This window comes from Rhizobium sp. SG570 (assembly GCF_012275345.1).
Taxonomy (GTDB): Bacteria; Pseudomonadota; Alphaproteobacteria; order Rhizobiales; family Rhizobiaceae; genus Rhizobium; species Rhizobium lusitanum.
Map to the genome: position 1 here is coordinate 195,953 of NZ_JAAZQI010000009.1, position 15,581 is coordinate 211,533.

Below are 15,581 nucleotides of genomic sequence, written 5' to 3' on the forward strand. Positions count from 1 at the left end.
TCCATTCCCATTAACGGTGAAGCCGCATGACCGTCCTGAAATCAGAGATATCGACGCATACGGATCGCTTCAGGGACAATCGCGTCGCCATGCTGGAGGCGATCGGCGTGGCGGACGCTGCAGCCCTGCAGGCGGCGGAAGGCGGCGGTGCGCAGGCGCGTGAGCGTCATGTCAGCCGCGGCAAGATGCTGCCGCGCGACCGGGTGATGGGACTGATCGATCCCGCAACACCGTTTCTGGAGATCGGCACGACGGCAGCCCATGGCCTCTATGGCGGCGACGCGCCGGGCGCCGGGCTCGTTGCCGGCATCGGTCGTGTTTCCGGCCGCGATTGCATGATCGTCTGCAACGACGCCACGGTCAAAGGCGGCACCTACTATCCGATCACCGTGAAGAAGCATCTGCGGGCGCAGGAGATCGCGGCGGAAAACAATCTGCCCTGCCTCTATCTGGTCGATTCCGGCGGGGCCAATCTGCCGAACCAGGATGAGGTCTTTCCGGACCGCGATCATTTCGGCCGTATCTTTTACAATCAGGCCAATATGTCGGCGGCCGGCATTCCGCAGATCGCCGTGGTCATGGGCTCCTGCACCGCAGGCGGCGCCTATGTGCCTGCCATGTCCGATGAGGCCATCATCGTCGAAGGGCAGGGGACGATCTTTCTCGCCGGCCCGCCGCTGGTGAAGGCGGCGACGGGCGAAGTGGTTTCGGCCGAAGATCTCGGCGGCGGCGATGTTCACACGCGTCTTTCCGGCGTTGCCGACCATCTGGCGCGCGACGATGCCCATGCGCTTGCCCTGGCGCGGCAGGCGGTCGCCAATCTCAATCGCCGCAAGCCCATGACGGTCGAACTGCGCGCGCCCGAGCCGCCGCTTTACGATCCGGAAGAAATCCTCGGCATCGTCCCCTCCGATCCGCGCACGCCCTATGATGTGCGCGAGGTGATCGCCCGCATCGTCGACGGTTCGCGCTTCGATGAGTTCAAGGCCCGCTATGGCGCGACGCTGGTCTGCGGCTTTGCCCATGTCCACGGCATTCCGGTCGGCATCATTGCCAACAATGGCGTGCTGTTTTCGGAATCGGCGCTGAAGGGCGCGCATTTCGTCGAGCTTTGCTCGCAGCGCAAGATCCCACTGGTCTTCCTGCAGAACATCACCGGCTTCATGGTCGGCAGAAAGTATGAGACGGAGGGCATCGCCAAGAACGGCGCCAAGCTGGTGACGGCGGTCGCCACCACCAAGGTGCCGAAGATCACTATGCTGATCGGCGGCTCTTTCGGCGCCGGCAATTATGGCATGGCCGGCCGCGCCTATTCGCCGCGCTTCCTCTGGACCTGGCCCAACAGCCGCATCTCAGTGATGGGCGGCGAGCAGGCGGCCGGTGTGCTTGCAACGGTGCGCGGCGAGGCGCTGGCCCGTGCCGGCAAGCCCTGGACGAAGGAGGAAGAGGCCGCCTTCAAGGCGCCGACGCTCAAGATGTTCGAGATCCAGAGCCACCCGCTCTATGCCTCGGCCCGGCTTTGGGACGATGGCATCATCGACCCGCGCAAGAGCCGTGACGTACTGGCTCTATCGCTTTCGGCCGCGCTCAATGCGCCGATCGGAGACACACGCTTTGGCCTGTTCAGAATGTGAGGAGATTGAGATGAAACGCGATACCATCAATGCCAAGAATGCGCCGCAGCCGCGCGGCGGCTATGCCCAGGCGGTAAAGCTCGAGAATTTCGAGAAACTGCTGTTCATCAGCGGCCAGATTCCGACGACCGCCGATGATGCGCTTCCCGAGGGATTCCAGGCCCAGGCCCGCCAGGTCTGGCTTAATATCGATGCCCAGTTGAAAGCGGCCGGCATGGGCAAGGCCGATATCGTCAAGGTGACGACCTTTCTTGCCGATCGTCACCACACGATGGAGAACCGCGAGATCCGCAGCGAATATTTGGGTTCGCTCACGCCGGCCATGACGGTGGTGATTGCCGGTATTTTCGATACGGCCTGGCTCCTCGAAGTCGAGGTCATCGCCGCGCAATAGGGTCCGCTGATGTTTTCGAAGATACTGATCGCCAATCGCGGAGAAATCGCCTGCCGGATCATCCGGACGGCAAGACGCCTGGGCGTTCGCACGGTCGCCGTCTATTCGGATGCGGATATCGGCGCGATGCATGTGGCGCTGGCCGATGAAGCCATCCATATCGGCGCGGCCGCCGCCGGCGAAAGCTATCTTTCGAAGGAGAAGATCATCGCGGCCGCTCAGCGTACTGGCGCGGAAGCCATTCACCCCGGCTATGGCTTCCTGTCGGAAAATGCCTATTTTGCCGAGGCGGTCGAGAAGGCCGGACTGATCTTCATCGGCCCTTCGCCGGGCTCGATCCGCGCCATGGGCCTCAAGGATGCGGCCAAGGCGCTGATGGAGCGGGCCGGCGTGCCCGTCGTGCCCGGTTATCACGGCGAGAGGCAGGAGCCGGGCTTCCTGATCGAGCAGGCTGGTAGCATCGGCTTTCCCGTGTTGATCAAGGCACGGGCGGGCGGCGGCGGCAAGGGCATGCGCCGTGTCGATCGGCCTGACGATTTTCCAGCCGCGCTGGAAGCTGCAAAGCGGGAGGCGAAATCGGCCTTCGGCGATGATGCCGTGCTGATCGAAAAATATCTCATCCAGCCTCGCCACATCGAAATCCAGGTTTTCGGCGATAGCCAGGGCAATGTCGTGCATCTCTTCGAGCGCGATTGCTCGCTGCAGCGCCGGCACCAGAAGGTGATCGAGGAGGCGCCGGCGCCCGGCATGACGCAGGAGATGCGCAGCGCCATGGGCGGGGCGGCGGTACGGGCGGCACGGGCCATTGACTATCGCGGCGCCGGCACAGTCGAGTTCATCGTCGATGTCTCTGATGGCCTGTCGCCGGATCACTTCTTCTTCATGGAGATGAATACCCGTCTGCAGGTCGAACACCCCGTCACCGAGGCGATTGCCGGCGTCGATCTGGTGGAATGGCAGTTGCGGATCGCCGGTGGCGAGCCTTTACCGAAGACGCAGGCCGAACTTGCGATAAACGGTTGGGCCTTCGAAGCGCGGATCTACGCAGAGGATCCGTCGCGCGGCTTCCTGCCGGCAACCGGCACGCTGTCGCATCTGAGGTTTCCCGATGGCGATGTCCGCATCGATGCGGGCGTGCGCGAGGGGGACAGCATCACGCCGCACTACGATCCGCTGATCGCCAAGCTGACGGTTCACGCGCCGGATCGCCCGGCAGCACTTGCCAGGCTGACGCGGGCTTTGGAGCAGACGCAGGTGGCGGGAGCCACCACCAATCTCGATTTCCTCATTCGCCTCAGCCGCCAGCCGGATTTCTGCGCCGGCCGTCCGGATACGGGGCTGATCGACCGGGAAGCGGAGGCCCTGACATCGGCGCAACAGCCTGACGATGCGGCGCTCGCTATTGCAGCCATTGTCGAGGCAGGCGGCTTTGCCCGGCTCGATGGAAGTGATCCCTGGCATGCGCTCGGCGCCTGGCAGCTCTGGGGCGAAATGAGCCGGCCCGTGACGCTGCATTTCGGCAGCGAGCAGACGAATTGCCGCGTGATCGCAAAAGGCGGGCAGCTTTTCAGGGTCGCCTTCGATGACCGCACCATTCCGGTCCGCCTCATGGCAGATGGCAATGGTGTCCGTCGCGTCGAGATCGACGGCCGGCAGTCGAGCGTCGATATCTTCGAGGCATCGCATGGCATGACGCTGTTCCTCGACGGGCGCACGCATCATTTCCATCGCCTCGATCCGCTGGACGGCGGCGAAGAGGCGACCGCCGGCGGCGATCGACTGATCGCCCCGATGCCGGGCCTCGTCAAGATCGTCCGCGTCCGCGAGGGCGAGGCGGTGGCCAAGGGGCAGGCGCTGATCATCATGGAGGCCATGAAAATGGAATTGACGCTGACGGCGATGCGCGACGGCGTCGTGGAGAGCCTGCATGTCGGCGAGGGCGATCAGACCAGTGAGAGCGCCGTCCTTCTGTTGCTCCGCCCGGAGGATACGGCATGATTGAAGAGCCCTCCCACCATGTCACGATCGTCGAGATGGCTCCGCGTGACGGTCTGCAGAACGAAAAGCAACCCATCGATACGGCAAGAAAGATCGAGCTGGTGAACCTGCTCTCCGATTGCGGTTTCGAGCGCATCGAGGTCACCAGCTTCGTCAGCCCGAAATGGGTGCCGCAGCTTGCCGACGCCGCCACCGTCATGGCCGGGATAGAGCGTAGACCAGGTGTGCGCTATGCTGCGCTGACGCCGAACATGCAGGGTTTCGAGGCGGCACTTGCGGCCGGTGCAGACGAAGTGGCGATCTTTGCATCTGCTTCCGAAACATTCTCCATGCGCAATATCAATTGCTCCATAGCCGAGAGCATCGAGCGCTTCCGGCCGGTGGCGGCCGCGAGCCGCGATCACGGACTTCCTCTGCGCGGCTATGTCAGCTGCGTTGTCGAATGCCCTTATGAAGGCCCGGTATCGCCGGAGAAGGTTGCCGATGTTGCCTGGCAATTGCGGGCGCTCGGCTGCTATGAAATCAGCCTCGGCGATACGATCGGCAAGGGAACGCCGGAGGCTGTCGACAGAATGCTCGCGGCGGTTCTGGCCGAACTTCCCGTCGCAGCACTCGCCGGCCATTTTCACGATACGTCCGGGCGCGCGCTCGACAATATCGCTGTTGCCCTGGAGCGCGGCTTGCGGGTGTTCGATGCCGCCGCCGGCGGCCTCGGCGGCTGCCCCTTCGCACCTGGCGCAAAAGGCAATGTCGATACGGTGGCCGTGCATGACTATCTGGTTTCGCGCGGCTTCCGGACCGGCCTTGACGAAGAGAAGCTCGGCCGAGCCGCTGCCTTCGCGCGAAGCCTGAGGAGTGCCGCATGATATCGAAAACGATCCATGTCCTTGTCGATGAGCGTGGTGTCGCCCAGCTGACGCTGGCGCGCCCGGAAAAGCACAATGCCCTGTCGGCAGAGATGATCGATGACTTGACCGCTGCAATCCATGATCTCGGCCACGACAAAACTGTCCGCGTCGTCGTGCTTGCAGGCGAGGGGGCAAGCTTTTGCGCCGGCGGTGATCTCGGTTGGATGCGCGCCCAATTCGACGCAACGCGCGCCGGGCGCATGGTTGAGGCTCGCCGGCTTGCCATGCTTTTCAAGGCATTGAACGAATTGCCCAAGCCGCTGGTCGCGCGTGTCCACGGTAATGCCTTCGGTGGCGGCATCGGCATCCTCAGCGTGTGTGACTTGGTGATTGCCGCGTCCACGGCACGCTTCGGTCTGACGGAGGTCCGCCTCGGCATCATCCCCGCCACCATCAGCCCTTACGTCGTTGCCCGCATCGGCGAGGCAAACGCCCGTCCGCTCTTCCTCTCGGGCAAGATCATCGATGCCTGGCAAGCGCATGCCGCCGGCCTGCTTTCCCGTGTCGTCCCCGAGGAGGCGCTGGACGAGGCCGTCGAAGCGGAAGTCCGCCATTTCCTTGCCGCGTCTCCGCAAGCTGCAGCCCGCGCCAAGGCGCTGGCTCGCTCGGTCGGCAGGCCGATTACCGACGGCATGATCGATCACGTTGTCGAGCAATTGGCGGATGCGTGGGAAAGCGAGGAGGCAAAGGAGGGCGTTGCCGCCTTCTTCGAAAAGCGGCCACCGAACTGGCGAGAGGCCTAGACGACCCTGTTACGTTCGATAGTCAGTTGCGGGAACTCGCTGTTTCCCGCCGCCAGGTCGCCGGAAGCTGGCTTGTCCCAGCGAAAGCCCATGATCGCGCCTTTCTCCATTTCCTGGAAGAGATTGTTTGAGATGAGCGCCGAGCCGGCGCCATCCGCTACCGATACGACGCAGCCGATGCCGGCATGGCGGATAATGTTGCCTGTGGCGACGACGTTGCGGAGATAAGGCCCCCAGCCGAGTTTCAGGCCCCAAAGTGGCGCGTTTTCGATGACGTTATCGGCAATCAGCGTGTCGGCCTCGGCCGATATCCCGATGCCGAAACCGCTTTCCTGAGCGTAAGGCGCCGTTAGCGACAGGTTGCGGACGATATTGCCCGTCACGGTGGCGAGCCGACCGCCTTTGTCGAAATTGGCGACGGCAATGCCGTTTGCCGCGCCGTCGATCAGGTTGTTGTTGATGACGGCGCCTTCGAATTCGAATTCGCAGAAGATTGCCGTCTCGCCGGAGCGCAGGCATTGATTGGCCGATATCTGGACGTTCGATGCCGAATTGGCGCGGATCGCGGTGAAGGCGCAATCGGCAATGCGGTTGCCGGAAACCAGAACATCATCGGCCCGAAAGACGTTGACGCCGTTGCCGTTCTGGCCGGTGCCGCCGCCATTGGCGCCGATGCGGGCTATGCGGTTGTCGGTGACGCTGCTGCCGTCCTCAGCCTTCTCCCAGCGATGAATGAGGATGCCGCCATTGCCGCAATCCTCGACGCTATTGCCTGTGACCATCAATCCGGCCGATTGGACGGAATAGATGCCGGCCTCGGCGGCGCCGGAGATGCGGCTGCGCTCGATCCGGCCGCCGCAGCGCTCCAGTTGCAGCGCATGCTTGCGGCTGCCGGCAATCAAGCAATTATCGATCAGCACCTCGTCGACACCGGTGAATTGCAGGAGACCACCGGCATAGTCGGCAAGCCAGCGATTGCCGCCATCGAAGACGATGCCGGAAAGCTCGATGCGCCTGGCCTTATCGGCGTTCATCAGGTGGCCGTCGCCGCCATAGACGAGGCGCGTGGCGCCGGGCACGCCGGTTATGCGGGTATTATCAGGCAGCGTCAGGTTCGAGACGGTGTAGTTGCCTGGCGGCAGGAGGAGAGGCACGTTGTTGCGCGCGGCACTATCGATCATCGCCTGCAGCTTGCCGCTCTTGATGTCGCTCGTGCCCGGCGTCGCCTTGTAGGCGATGGCGTCGATCGGGCCGCGCAGCGCGGCGCCGTTCATCCCGGCAAGCGGCGCAGCAAAAAGGCGGGGCGCAAACAGGCCGGCGGCGGCGAAAGCGGCCGCAGAGGCGATGAAGGCGCGGCGCTGGATCATTGCGGACTCCCGAAATAGCACTCAGCAAGCAGAAATCGTGCCACGAGCATCTGTCCCGTTTTGGCACGCATGCGACGCCGAATCTGCGACTTGGACGCTTTCCTCCTGGGCGTCGGGTCGCGCGCTTATCGTTTCGTTTACCGATCCGGCCCGGACGATGGCTGGAATTCGATCGGTTCGCGCTGTGGGCGAATCGCGGCGCATGCTAGCTCTGGCACATGCGGATCGCAGCCTTTCAACGTATGGCACTCTTCGACGCCGTCGATCGGACGACGGAGGTGCTGGCGCGCGATCTGGCGTGGGCGGAAACACAAGGCATTGACCTTGCCCTTTTTCCCGAATGCTACCTTCAGGGACACAGCTACAACAAGGCGATTGCCAGGCGGCGCGCCCTCTCTCTCGATGATCCCGCCCTGAATACCTTGATTGGCCGCTGCGCATCGGCAAGGACGACCGCGGTCATCGGGCTTTTCGAGCGGCGAGGGGAGGCGATCTGCAACAGCGCAATCGTCGTCAAGGCAGGTCATATAATCGGGGTCTATGCCAAGGCGCATCCCCTCGAGAGCGGCTGCACGCCGGGAACGGATTTTCCTATCTGGGCATTGGACGATTGGCGCTTCGGCATCAATATCTGTGCCGACCTCAGATATCCCTACACGGCATCCCGGCTTGCCAGAAAGGGTGCCGGCCTCATCTGCAATCCTGTCAACCTGATGCTTCGCCCGCACAAGGCGGAGATGTGGCACAGGCCGGGCATATCAGGCCTGCAGACATGCGCCAAGCATTCAGGATGTTGGGTCATGGCGTCGGATGTCGTCGGCAGCAACGACGACGGCTGGCTCAGTTATGGCAGCTCAGCGATCGTCGATCCCAACGGCGTCGTCGTCGCGAAGGCGAAGCCTTACAGCGAGGATGTGCTGGTCTTCGATCTGCCCGATCGACAGCATGAAGGCAAATTCGATCAAAAAGCTGGTGTCATCGCTACATAATCGCGCAAATCACGCTATCCTTTCATCCATGAGACCAGAACAACTGCTTTATCCAGCGCCCGAGGGATTGTTCTGTCCGATCGGCGGCTTCTATATCGACCCCGTGCAGCCGGTCGAACGGGCGCTCGTCACGCATGGCCATTCCGACCATGCCCGCTCCGGCCATACCCATGTGCTCGCCACGCGCCAGACCCTGGATATCATGCGTATTCGTTACGGCACCGGCTTTGCCGGCTCGGAACAGGCGGTCGGCTTCGGTGAGGAAGTGACAATCAACGAGGTTAAGGTGCGGTTCCATCCGGCCGGTCATGTTCTCGGCTCGGCGCAGATCGCGGTGGAGAAGGATGGGCTGCGGATCGTCGTCTCCGGGGATTACAAGCGCCGGCCGGATCCGACCTGCGCCGCCTATGTACCCGTTCCCTGCGATATCTTCATCACCGAGGCTACCTTTGGGCTGCCGGTGTTCCACCATCCCGACCCGATGGAAGAGACGCAGAAGTTTCTGGCTTCCCTTCGCCAATTCCCGGAGCGGACCCATCTCATCGGCGCCTATGCGCTTGGCAAGGCGCAGCGCGTCATCCGGCTGCTGCGCGATGCCGGCTACGACGAGCCGATCTATATTCACGGAGCGCTCGAGACCCTGTGCGATTACTACATCAGTCAGGGCATTGTGCTCGGCGAGTTGCGGCCGGCAACGGTCGAGAGCCGCGATCAGTCGATCTTCCAGGGCGCCGTGGTCGTCGGCCCGCCATCGGCATTTTCCGATCGCTGGGCAAGGCGGTTTCATGATCCGCTGCCGGCCTTTGCCTCCGGCTGGATGCTGGTGCGCCAGCGTGCCAAGCAGCTCGGCGTCGAGCTGCCGCTCGTCATCTCAGATCATTGCGATTGGCCTGAGCTGACGGAGACGATTTCCGAATTGAAGCCGGGCGAGGTCTGGGTCACCCACGGACGCGAGGAAGCGCTCGTGCGCTGGTGCGAGCTGCAGGGTATTGCGGCGAAGCCTTTGCATCTCATCGGCTATGAAGACGAGGGCGATTGATGAAAGCCTTCGCCGATCTTCTCGACCGCCTGGTGCTGACGCCGAGCCGCAACGGCAAGCTGAAGCTGCTGACCGATTATTTCCGCGACACGCCGGACCCCGATCGCGGCTATGGTCTCGCCGCCATCGCCGGCACGCTCGAGGTTCGCAACGTCAAGCCCGCGATGCTGCGCGAGCTGGTGCTGGAGCGCATGGACGACGTGCTGTTCCGCTATTCCTACGACTATGTCGGCGATCTCGCCGAGACCATATCGCTGGTCTGGGACAAGGAAAGCGACATCGTGCGCCCGGCCGGCGAGCAGCCCAGGCTCGGCGAGGTCGTCCGCGGCATGAATGCGCTTGGCCGTACCGAGGTGCGCGGCTTCGTTCGAGACCTGCTTGATCGGCTGGATACCTCGGGCCGCTTCGCCTTCCTGAAGCTCGCCACCGGCGCCTTGCGCATCGGCGTATCGGCCCGGCTCGCCAAGCAGGCGCTGGCCGAGCTCAGCGGCAAGGACGTGACCGAAATCGAAACCCTGTGGCATGGTCTGCAGCCACCCTATGAGAGCCTATTCCGCTGGCTTGAAGGGCGGGCAGAGCGGCCGGTGCTGGCGACGCCGGCGATCTTCCATTCCGTCATGCTGGCCAACCCGGTCGAGCCAGGCGATCTCGATGGGCTAGACCCGAAGGACTTTGCAGCCGAATGGAAATGGGACGGCATCCGCGTCCAGCTTTCGCGTGCCGGGTCCACGAGCAAGCTCTATTCCCGCTCCGGCGACGATATTTCCGGCGCCTTTCCCGACATCGTCGATGCGATGAGCTTCGAGGGCGTCATGGATGGCGAGCTGCTGATCGGCGGCACGGTGCGCTCCAACAACCCGACGCGCAGCTTTTCAGACCTGCAGCAGCGCCTTAACCGCAAGACGGTCACTCCGAAGATGCTGGAGGAATATCCTGCCTTCATCCGCGCCTACGACCTGCTGTTCGACGGCGAGGAGGATGTGCGCGGCCGCGGCTTTCTCGATCGGCGCGAACGGCTGGCTGAGATCGTCGAGGCGGCACCCCATGACCGTTTCGATCTTTCGCCCCTTGTCGAGTTCACCTCCTGGGAGGAACTGGAGTGGCTGCGCGCCTCGCCGCCCGATCCGGTGATCGAAGGCGTGATGATCAAGCGCCGGGACAGCGCCTATCTTGCCGGACGGGCCAAAGGCCCTTGGTTCAAATGGAAGCGCGACCCCTACAATGTCGATACCGTGCTGATGTACGCGCAGCGCGGTCATGGCAAGCGTTCCAGCTATTATTCCGACTTCACCTTCGGCGTCTGGTCGATGACGCCTGAGGGCGAGCAGCTGGTGCCCGTCGGCAAAGCCTATTTCGGTTTCACCGATGCCGAGCTCGAAGTGCTCGACAAATTCGTTCGCAACAATACGGTCGATCGCTTCGGTCCGGTGCGGGCGGTGCGCGCCGATCGCGATTTCGGCTTCGTTCTCGAAGTCGCCTTCGAGGGGATAAACCGCTCCACCCGTCATAAATCCGGTGTTGCGATGCGTTTTCCCCGCATTGCCAGGCTTCGGCCGGACAAGCCGCCCTATGAGGCGGATCGGCTAGAAAGTTTGATCGCACTGATTGACGCGAAGGCTCCCGCTGTTGATGAATAGGTGAGGGCGATTCCTCACCACAATGTGAGTTGGCCCTGCCTTTCAACCCGTGCAATTTTGAACTGCGCCGGGATAATTGGACAGAGCCTATGACCATGTCTGACGACAACACATTCCGTCCCAATCGCCGCGGCGTTCTTGCCGGCCTCGCCTCCGTGCTTTTCGCTCCCAACATCGTTAGGGCTGCCGATGACAGCACGGCCGGACCTAAGCCTGCCGATGGCAAGAGCGCTGTCGCAAAGAATGAGGAAAAGGCAGCGGATGCGCCGCCGCTGCTGTCGGGCGATTATGCCAAGGAGCGCCACCTGTTCCGCACGGATCTGCTGAGCAAGGGGCCTGCTCCCGACATATACGAACCGCTGGTAACGCCGTCGACCGCCGACCAGCTTTTCTATCGCAGCGGCGTCGGCAGCGAGTTGGAGCTCGTCGCCTGGGTTTCCCGCTACACGCGAACGGCCAAGCCGAAACCGGCCGTGCTTTTCCTGCATGGCGGCAACGCGATCGGCCAGGGTCATTGGCAGCTGATGAAGCCTTATATCGAGGCTGGCTACGTCGTCATGATCCCTTCGATGCGGGGTGAAAACGGCCAGAAGGGCAATTTCTCCGGGTTTTATGACGAGGTTTCGGATGTGCTGGCCGCTTCCAACCGGCTGCGGCATCTGCCCGGCGTCGACCCGCATCGCATGTTCCTGGCTGGACATAGCGTGGGGGGTACGCTGACAATGCTCGTTGCCATGTCGACCAGGCGCTTCCGCGCGGCCGCGCCGATATCAGGCAATCCGGATGCTTATGCCTTCTTCAGCCGTTATCCGCAGGATATCCGCTTCAATACCAAGAACCCGCGCGAATATCAGATGCGCTCGCCGCTCTGCTATGCGCACAACTTCAAATGCCCGATGAAGCTGTTTCACGGCACTGAGGAGGCTCATTTCGACTCGCGGCTCGCTCTGCTCGCCAAGCGGGCGACGGCGGGCGGCGTGAAGATGGACATGGAAACCATGCCGGGCAGCCACAATTCCGCGCTGCCGGGCGAGATCGAGCAAAGCATCCGGTTCTTCGAAAGCGTGGCCGCCTAACAGTAATTCCAGGAAAAATGCACAGCGGTTTTCCGTCCGGAATTGCCTCAGAGCAACGCATAGAGCGGTTCGGCGAGTCCGTGAAACGCTGCGCCGCGCTATGTATCGGCTATGCCATCAGTCTTTCTATCAGTGCCGCCGCCGCTTCCGCGATCACCGTTCCGGGCGGGAAGATCGCGTCCGCGCCGGCGGCCTCCAGCGCTGCAAAATCCTGGGGCGGGATGACGCCGCCGACGGCGATCAGGATATTGCCGGCATGGCGGCGGGCGAGCGCTTCCTTCAGCTCCGGCACCAGCGTCAAGTGGCCTGCAGCCAGTGATGATGCGCCGAGGATATCAACACCTTCACGGACGGCGACATCGGCCACTTCCTCCGGTGTCTGGAACATCGCGCCGACGATGACATCGAAGCCGAGATCGGCAAATGCCGTTGCGATGACCTTCTGGCCGCGATCGTGACCGTCCTGACCCATCTTGGCGATGAGGATGCGGGGTTTCTCGCCACGCGCCTTGCGGAAGGCTTCGACCTTGGCGACGGCCTTGTTGAATGCTGGGTCGGCATCGCCGACTTCCTGGCGATAGACGCCCGAAATGGTCCTGATCTCGGCAACGTGCCGGCCATAGGCCTTTTCCAGCGCCAGCGAAATTTCGCCAACCGTCGCTCTCGCCCGCGCCGCCTTGACCGCGAAGTCGAGCAGATTGCCGGTGCCGTTGCGCGCGGCATCTGCCAGAGCATCCAAGGCGGTTTCCACCGCAGCCGTCTCGCGCGTGCCCTTCAATTGCTGCAGCTTCGAGAGCTGCCGGGCGCGCACCTCGGAATTGTCCACCTTGAGCACGTCGACTTCGATGTCCTTTTCCGGCCTTGAAAAATTGATGCCGACGAGGATTTGGTGGCCGCTGTCGATGCGTGCCTGCGTGCGTGCGGCCGCCTCTTCGATCCTGAGCTTCGGAATGCCCTTCTCGATCGCCTTCGCCATGCCGCCGAGCGCCTCGACCTCCTCGATATGGGCAAGGGCGCGGGCTGCAAGATCATGGGTCAGCCGCTCGACATAGGCCGAGCCGCCCCAGGGGTCGATGATGCCTGATGTGCCGGATTCCTTCTGCAGCAGGATCTGCGTGTTGCGCGCGATGCGGGCCGAATGATCGGTCGGCAGCGCCAGCGCCTCGTCGAAGGAATTGGTGTGGAGCGACTGCGTATGCCCCTGCGTCGCCGCCATGGCCTCGACCATGGTGCGGATGATGTTGTTCATCGGGTCCTGCGCCGTCAACGACCAGCCGGAGGTCTGGCTGTGCGTCCTGAGCGCCAGGGATTTCTGGTCCTTCGGCGCGAAATTCTTCTGCATCAGCGCGGCCCAGATCAGGCGGCCGGCGCGCATCTTGGCGACTTCCATGAAGAAGTTCATGCCGACTGCCCAGAAGAAGGAGAGGCGGGGGGCGAAGCTGTCTATGTCCAGTCCGGCAGCGACCCCGGCCCGTGCATATTCTATGCCGTCGGCGATCGTATAGGCGAGCTCCAGATCCGCGCTCGCACCGGCCTCCTGCATGTGGTAGCCGGAGATAGAGATGGAGTTGAACTTCGGCATGCGCTGGCTGGTGTAGCTGAAAATATCCGAAACGATCCGCATCGAAGGCTGCGGCGGATAGATATAGGTGTTTCGGACCATGAACTCCTTGAGGATATCGTTCTGGATCGTGCCGGAAAGCTTGTCCTCGGAAACGCCCTGTTCCTCCGCCGCGACGATATAGAGCGCCATGATGGGCAGCACGGCGCCGTTCATAGTCATGGACACGCTCATCTCGTCGAGCGGTATACCGTCAAAGAGCTGGCGCATGTCGAGGATGGAATCGATCGCGACGCCTGCCATGCCGACGTCGCCCGCCACGCGCGGATGATCGCTGTCATAGCCGCGATGGGTGGCGAGATCGAAGGCGACGGAGAGGCCTTTCTGTCCGGCGGCAAGATTGCGGCGATAGAAGGCGTTGGATTCCTCGGCGGTGGAAAAGCCCGCATACTGCCTGATGGTCCAGGGCTGCTGGACATACATGGTCGGATAGGGCCCGCGCAGGAAAGGGGCGGCGCCCGGATGGGTATCGAGGAAATGCAAGCCGGCGAGGTCGCTCTCACCGTAGCTGCGCTTGACGGCGATCCCTTCCGGCGTGTCCCAGGCCGGCGCGCTTGTCGTGCGTGTCTTGGCTTGCGGCTTTGCCCAGGGGATATTGGCGAAATCGGGAATCAGGGTCATGCGGCCGGTACCTCCGCGAATGCCGAGCCTGCGTTACGCCCAGCTGCGACGAATTCGATGATCGTTCTCATGCCCCCAATCCTTCATCCAGCCGTATCGGCGTCAGCCCCATCCCGCCAACGAGCGGACCCAGCGGCCCCAAGACCGCAACCGGCCGGTCCGCCTTCATCGCAAACAATGTGGTTCCGACAATCGGCTTGGCGATGCGGCTTGCGCGCGCCTCGGCAACCATCGCCGCCAGCCGGCCGCTGGCGATGACGTTCGCCAATCCGCCGTCGCGTTCGATGCCGGTAAAGATCTCCCATGCCTTTTCGGCAAGAGCGTCCGTCAGCGCCTCGATGCCGCCGGCGCCGGCGGCGGGATCGGCGACATAGTCGAGATGGCTTTCGGCGATCAGAATCGTCTGCGTATTGCGCGCCAGGCGCCGCGCCAGCGGATCGGGGATGCCATGCGTCAGGCTGTGCGGCAGCACGGCGATTTCGTCGGCGCCGCCGGTGCCCGCCGCAAAGACCGCGATCGTATTGCGCAGAATGTTGGTCTCCGGATCTAGCGTCGTGAGCATGCGATAGCTCGTTTCCATGAAGATATGCGCGGGCTGCGGATCGGAGGCGCCGCAGGCCTCGGCGATGCGGCTGAAGATCAATCGCGCGGCACGGACCTTGGCCATGGTCGTGAATTGGTTCTGGTCGGCTGAAAGGCAGAGGCTCGTTGCGGCCAGAACGGCCTCCGGTGAAAGTCCCACCTCATCCAGCGACCGCAGATGGCCTGCGAGGCTTGCGGCCATGACCGCCAGCTCCTGCGCCTCGGTTCCGCCGGCATTGTGGACTGAGCGGCCGTCTGCATTGACGGTGGTGCCGGGCAGCTTCTGTTCGGACAAACGGCGAATGTCCCTTGCTGTCTCGGCCTGTTTGTCGCCCATCGAGAAAGCGTCAAGGCCAAGATGCAGCGCCGCGGGCGGTTTTTCTCCGAAGGCAGCGATCAGAGTCTTCGCGGTGTCGGGAGTGAAGCCATCGAGGCGCAGCGAGACATTCTTGCCCGACATCACCGTAACAAGCCGGTTAGCGAGCGCCTCCCTCTCCGTGTCGATTCCGGTGCCGAAGCCTGAGGCCGAGGTTTTGGAGACGAGGCAAATCCCGCTTGCACCGTTGGCAAGATCGTCATCGAGCTGTTGCAGGGCACGATCCATGTCGGGATCGTCCAGTCGCTGGGTGACTGTCCAGGGGAGATCGGCTCGTCCGCGCGATAGCGGCGCGCAATCGCGGCGGCGCTCGTAGAGTGGTTCGATCGCGATGCCGTCATCGGTTTGCGAGACCAGCGTTTCCTGAAAATCCTTGCCCTTCAGCGCCCGTTCCACCAGCTTGAGCCATGTCTTGCGATCGGCTCCAGCGAAGATGTTCGGGTCGAGACTGTCGATATTCATGCCATCCTCCGTCCCGCAATGGTCTAGCCCATGATGTCGCGGGGGAAAACAGGAGTTTGGCCAATCCGTGCAATATCTTCGCCCGTGACGCCAGCCTCGCTCCAGCCGCGCCGGTCATCATGCCGCCGACCCGA

At 62.9% G+C, this 15,581-nt stretch carries 12 protein-coding genes; 9 read left to right on the forward strand and 3 right to left on the reverse strand.

Going from position 1 to position 15,581, the window contains the following annotated elements:
• Nucleotides 1-26: 26 nt before the first annotated feature.
• Genes FHT28_RS19465 through FHT28_RS19485 form a run of 5 tightly spaced genes read left to right on the forward strand, consistent with a single transcriptional unit; the run spans nucleotide 27 to nucleotide 5,677 of the window.
• Nucleotides 27-1,634: a carboxyl transferase domain-containing protein gene (locus FHT28_RS19465; protein WP_168597073.1), complete on the forward strand. Its 1,608-nt coding sequence runs from the start codon at nucleotides 27-29 to the stop codon at nucleotides 1,632-1,634.
• 10 nt (nucleotides 1,635-1,644) lie between these two features.
• Entirely contained in the window at nucleotides 1,645-2,028 is a 384-nt protein-coding gene (locus FHT28_RS19470; protein ID WP_047559598.1) for a RidA family protein, read from the forward strand.
• Between the two features lie 9 nt (nucleotides 2,029-2,037).
• Nucleotides 2,038-4,026: an acetyl/propionyl/methylcrotonyl-CoA carboxylase subunit alpha gene (locus FHT28_RS19475; protein ID WP_168597074.1), complete on the forward strand. Its 1,989-nt coding sequence runs from the start codon at nucleotides 2,038-2,040 to the stop codon at nucleotides 4,024-4,026.
• Nucleotides 4,023-4,892, forward strand: coding sequence for a hydroxymethylglutaryl-CoA lyase (locus tag FHT28_RS19480; protein ID WP_047559605.1), 870 nt, complete (start codon nucleotides 4,023-4,025; stop codon nucleotides 4,890-4,892). The genes FHT28_RS19475 and FHT28_RS19480 overlap by 4 nt, the downstream gene beginning before the upstream one ends.
• A complete protein-coding gene (locus FHT28_RS19485; protein WP_037193611.1) occupies nucleotides 4,889-5,677 on the forward strand; it encodes a crotonase/enoyl-CoA hydratase family protein in 789 nt (262 codons plus the stop codon). The genes FHT28_RS19480 and FHT28_RS19485 overlap by 4 nt, the downstream gene beginning before the upstream one ends.
• Here FHT28_RS19485 and FHT28_RS19490 read toward each other — a convergent pair.
• On the reverse strand, nucleotides 5,674-7,044 hold the full coding sequence (locus FHT28_RS19490) for a TIGR03808 family TAT-translocated repetitive protein (protein WP_168597075.1): 1,371 nt from the start codon (nucleotides 7,042-7,044) through the stop codon (nucleotides 5,674-5,676). The two genes, FHT28_RS19485 and FHT28_RS19490, sit on opposite strands and share 4 nt — an antisense overlap.
• A 242-nt stretch (nucleotides 7,045-7,286) precedes the next feature.
• Between FHT28_RS19490 and FHT28_RS19495 the strand changes: the two genes are divergently transcribed.
• From FHT28_RS19495 to FHT28_RS19510, 4 genes are all read left to right on the forward strand, one after another.
• Nucleotides 7,287-8,033, forward strand: coding sequence for a carbon-nitrogen hydrolase family protein (locus FHT28_RS19495; protein WP_246704898.1), 747 nt, complete (start codon nucleotides 7,287-7,289; stop codon nucleotides 8,031-8,033).
• Between the two features lie 28 nt (nucleotides 8,034-8,061).
• On the forward strand, nucleotides 8,062-9,072 hold the full coding sequence (locus FHT28_RS19500; RefSeq protein WP_168597077.1) for a ligase-associated DNA damage response exonuclease: 1,011 nt from the start codon (nucleotides 8,062-8,064) through the stop codon (nucleotides 9,070-9,072).
• Nucleotides 9,072-10,709 carry a cisplatin damage response ATP-dependent DNA ligase gene (locus FHT28_RS19505; protein ID WP_168597078.1) on the forward strand — a complete coding sequence of 546 codons (1,638 nt, stop codon included), beginning with the start codon at nucleotides 9,072-9,074 and terminating at the stop codon, nucleotides 10,707-10,709. Before FHT28_RS19500 ends, FHT28_RS19505 begins: the two co-directional genes overlap by 1 nt.
• 89 nt (nucleotides 10,710-10,798) lie before the next feature.
• Nucleotides 10,799-11,785: an alpha/beta fold hydrolase gene (locus tag FHT28_RS19510; RefSeq protein ID WP_168597079.1), complete on the forward strand. Its 987-nt coding sequence runs from the start codon at nucleotides 10,799-10,801 to the stop codon at nucleotides 11,783-11,785.
• A 109-nt stretch (nucleotides 11,786-11,894) separates the two neighbouring features.
• Here FHT28_RS19510 and scpA read toward each other — a convergent pair whose 3' ends face one another.
• Nucleotides 11,895-14,027: a methylmalonyl-CoA mutase gene (scpA, locus tag FHT28_RS19515; RefSeq protein ID WP_168597080.1), complete on the reverse strand. Its 2,133-nt coding sequence runs from the start codon at nucleotides 14,025-14,027 to the stop codon at nucleotides 11,895-11,897.
• A 67-nt stretch (nucleotides 14,028-14,094) separates the two neighbouring features.
• Nucleotides 14,095-15,447, reverse strand: a complete 1,353-nt coding sequence (locus FHT28_RS19520) for a methylmalonyl-CoA mutase family protein (RefSeq protein WP_168597081.1) — start codon at nucleotides 15,445-15,447, stop codon at nucleotides 14,095-14,097.
• Nucleotides 15,448-15,581: the final 134 nt, after the last annotated feature.

Excerpts from the sequence above, each read along its gene's own strand:
- scpA (WP_168597080.1), bottom strand. The coding sequence starts at position 14,027 with ATGACCCTGATTCCCGATTTCGCCAATATCCCCTGGGCAAAGCCGCAA.
- FHT28_RS19490 (WP_168597075.1), bottom strand. The coding sequence starts at position 7,044 with ATGATCCAGCGCCGCGCCTTCATCGCCTCTGCGGCCGCTTTCGCCGCC.
- FHT28_RS19520 (WP_168597081.1), bottom strand. The coding sequence starts at position 15,447 with ATGAATATCGACAGTCTCGACCCGAACATCTTCGCTGGAGCCGATCGC.
- FHT28_RS19505 (WP_168597078.1), top strand. The coding sequence starts at position 9,072 with ATGAAAGCCTTCGCCGATCTTCTCGACCGCCTGGTGCTGACGCCGAGC.
- FHT28_RS19475 (WP_168597074.1), top strand. The coding sequence starts at position 2,038 with ATGTTTTCGAAGATACTGATCGCCAATCGCGGAGAAATCGCCTGCCGG.
- FHT28_RS19500 (WP_168597077.1), top strand. The coding sequence starts at position 8,062 with ATGAGACCAGAACAACTGCTTTATCCAGCGCCCGAGGGATTGTTCTGT.
- FHT28_RS19465 (WP_168597073.1), top strand. The coding sequence starts at position 27 with ATGACCGTCCTGAAATCAGAGATATCGACGCATACGGATCGCTTCAGG.
- FHT28_RS19470 (WP_047559598.1), top strand. The coding sequence starts at position 1,645 with ATGAAACGCGATACCATCAATGCCAAGAATGCGCCGCAGCCGCGCGGC.
- FHT28_RS19480 (WP_047559605.1), top strand. The coding sequence starts at position 4,023 with ATGATTGAAGAGCCCTCCCACCATGTCACGATCGTCGAGATGGCTCCG.
- FHT28_RS19510 (WP_168597079.1), top strand. The coding sequence starts at position 10,799 with ATGACCATGTCTGACGACAACACATTCCGTCCCAATCGCCGCGGCGTT.
- FHT28_RS19485 (WP_037193611.1), top strand. The coding sequence starts at position 4,889 with ATGATATCGAAAACGATCCATGTCCTTGTCGATGAGCGTGGTGTCGCC.
- FHT28_RS19495 (WP_246704898.1), top strand. The coding sequence starts at position 7,287 with ATGGCACTCTTCGACGCCGTCGATCGGACGACGGAGGTGCTGGCGCGC.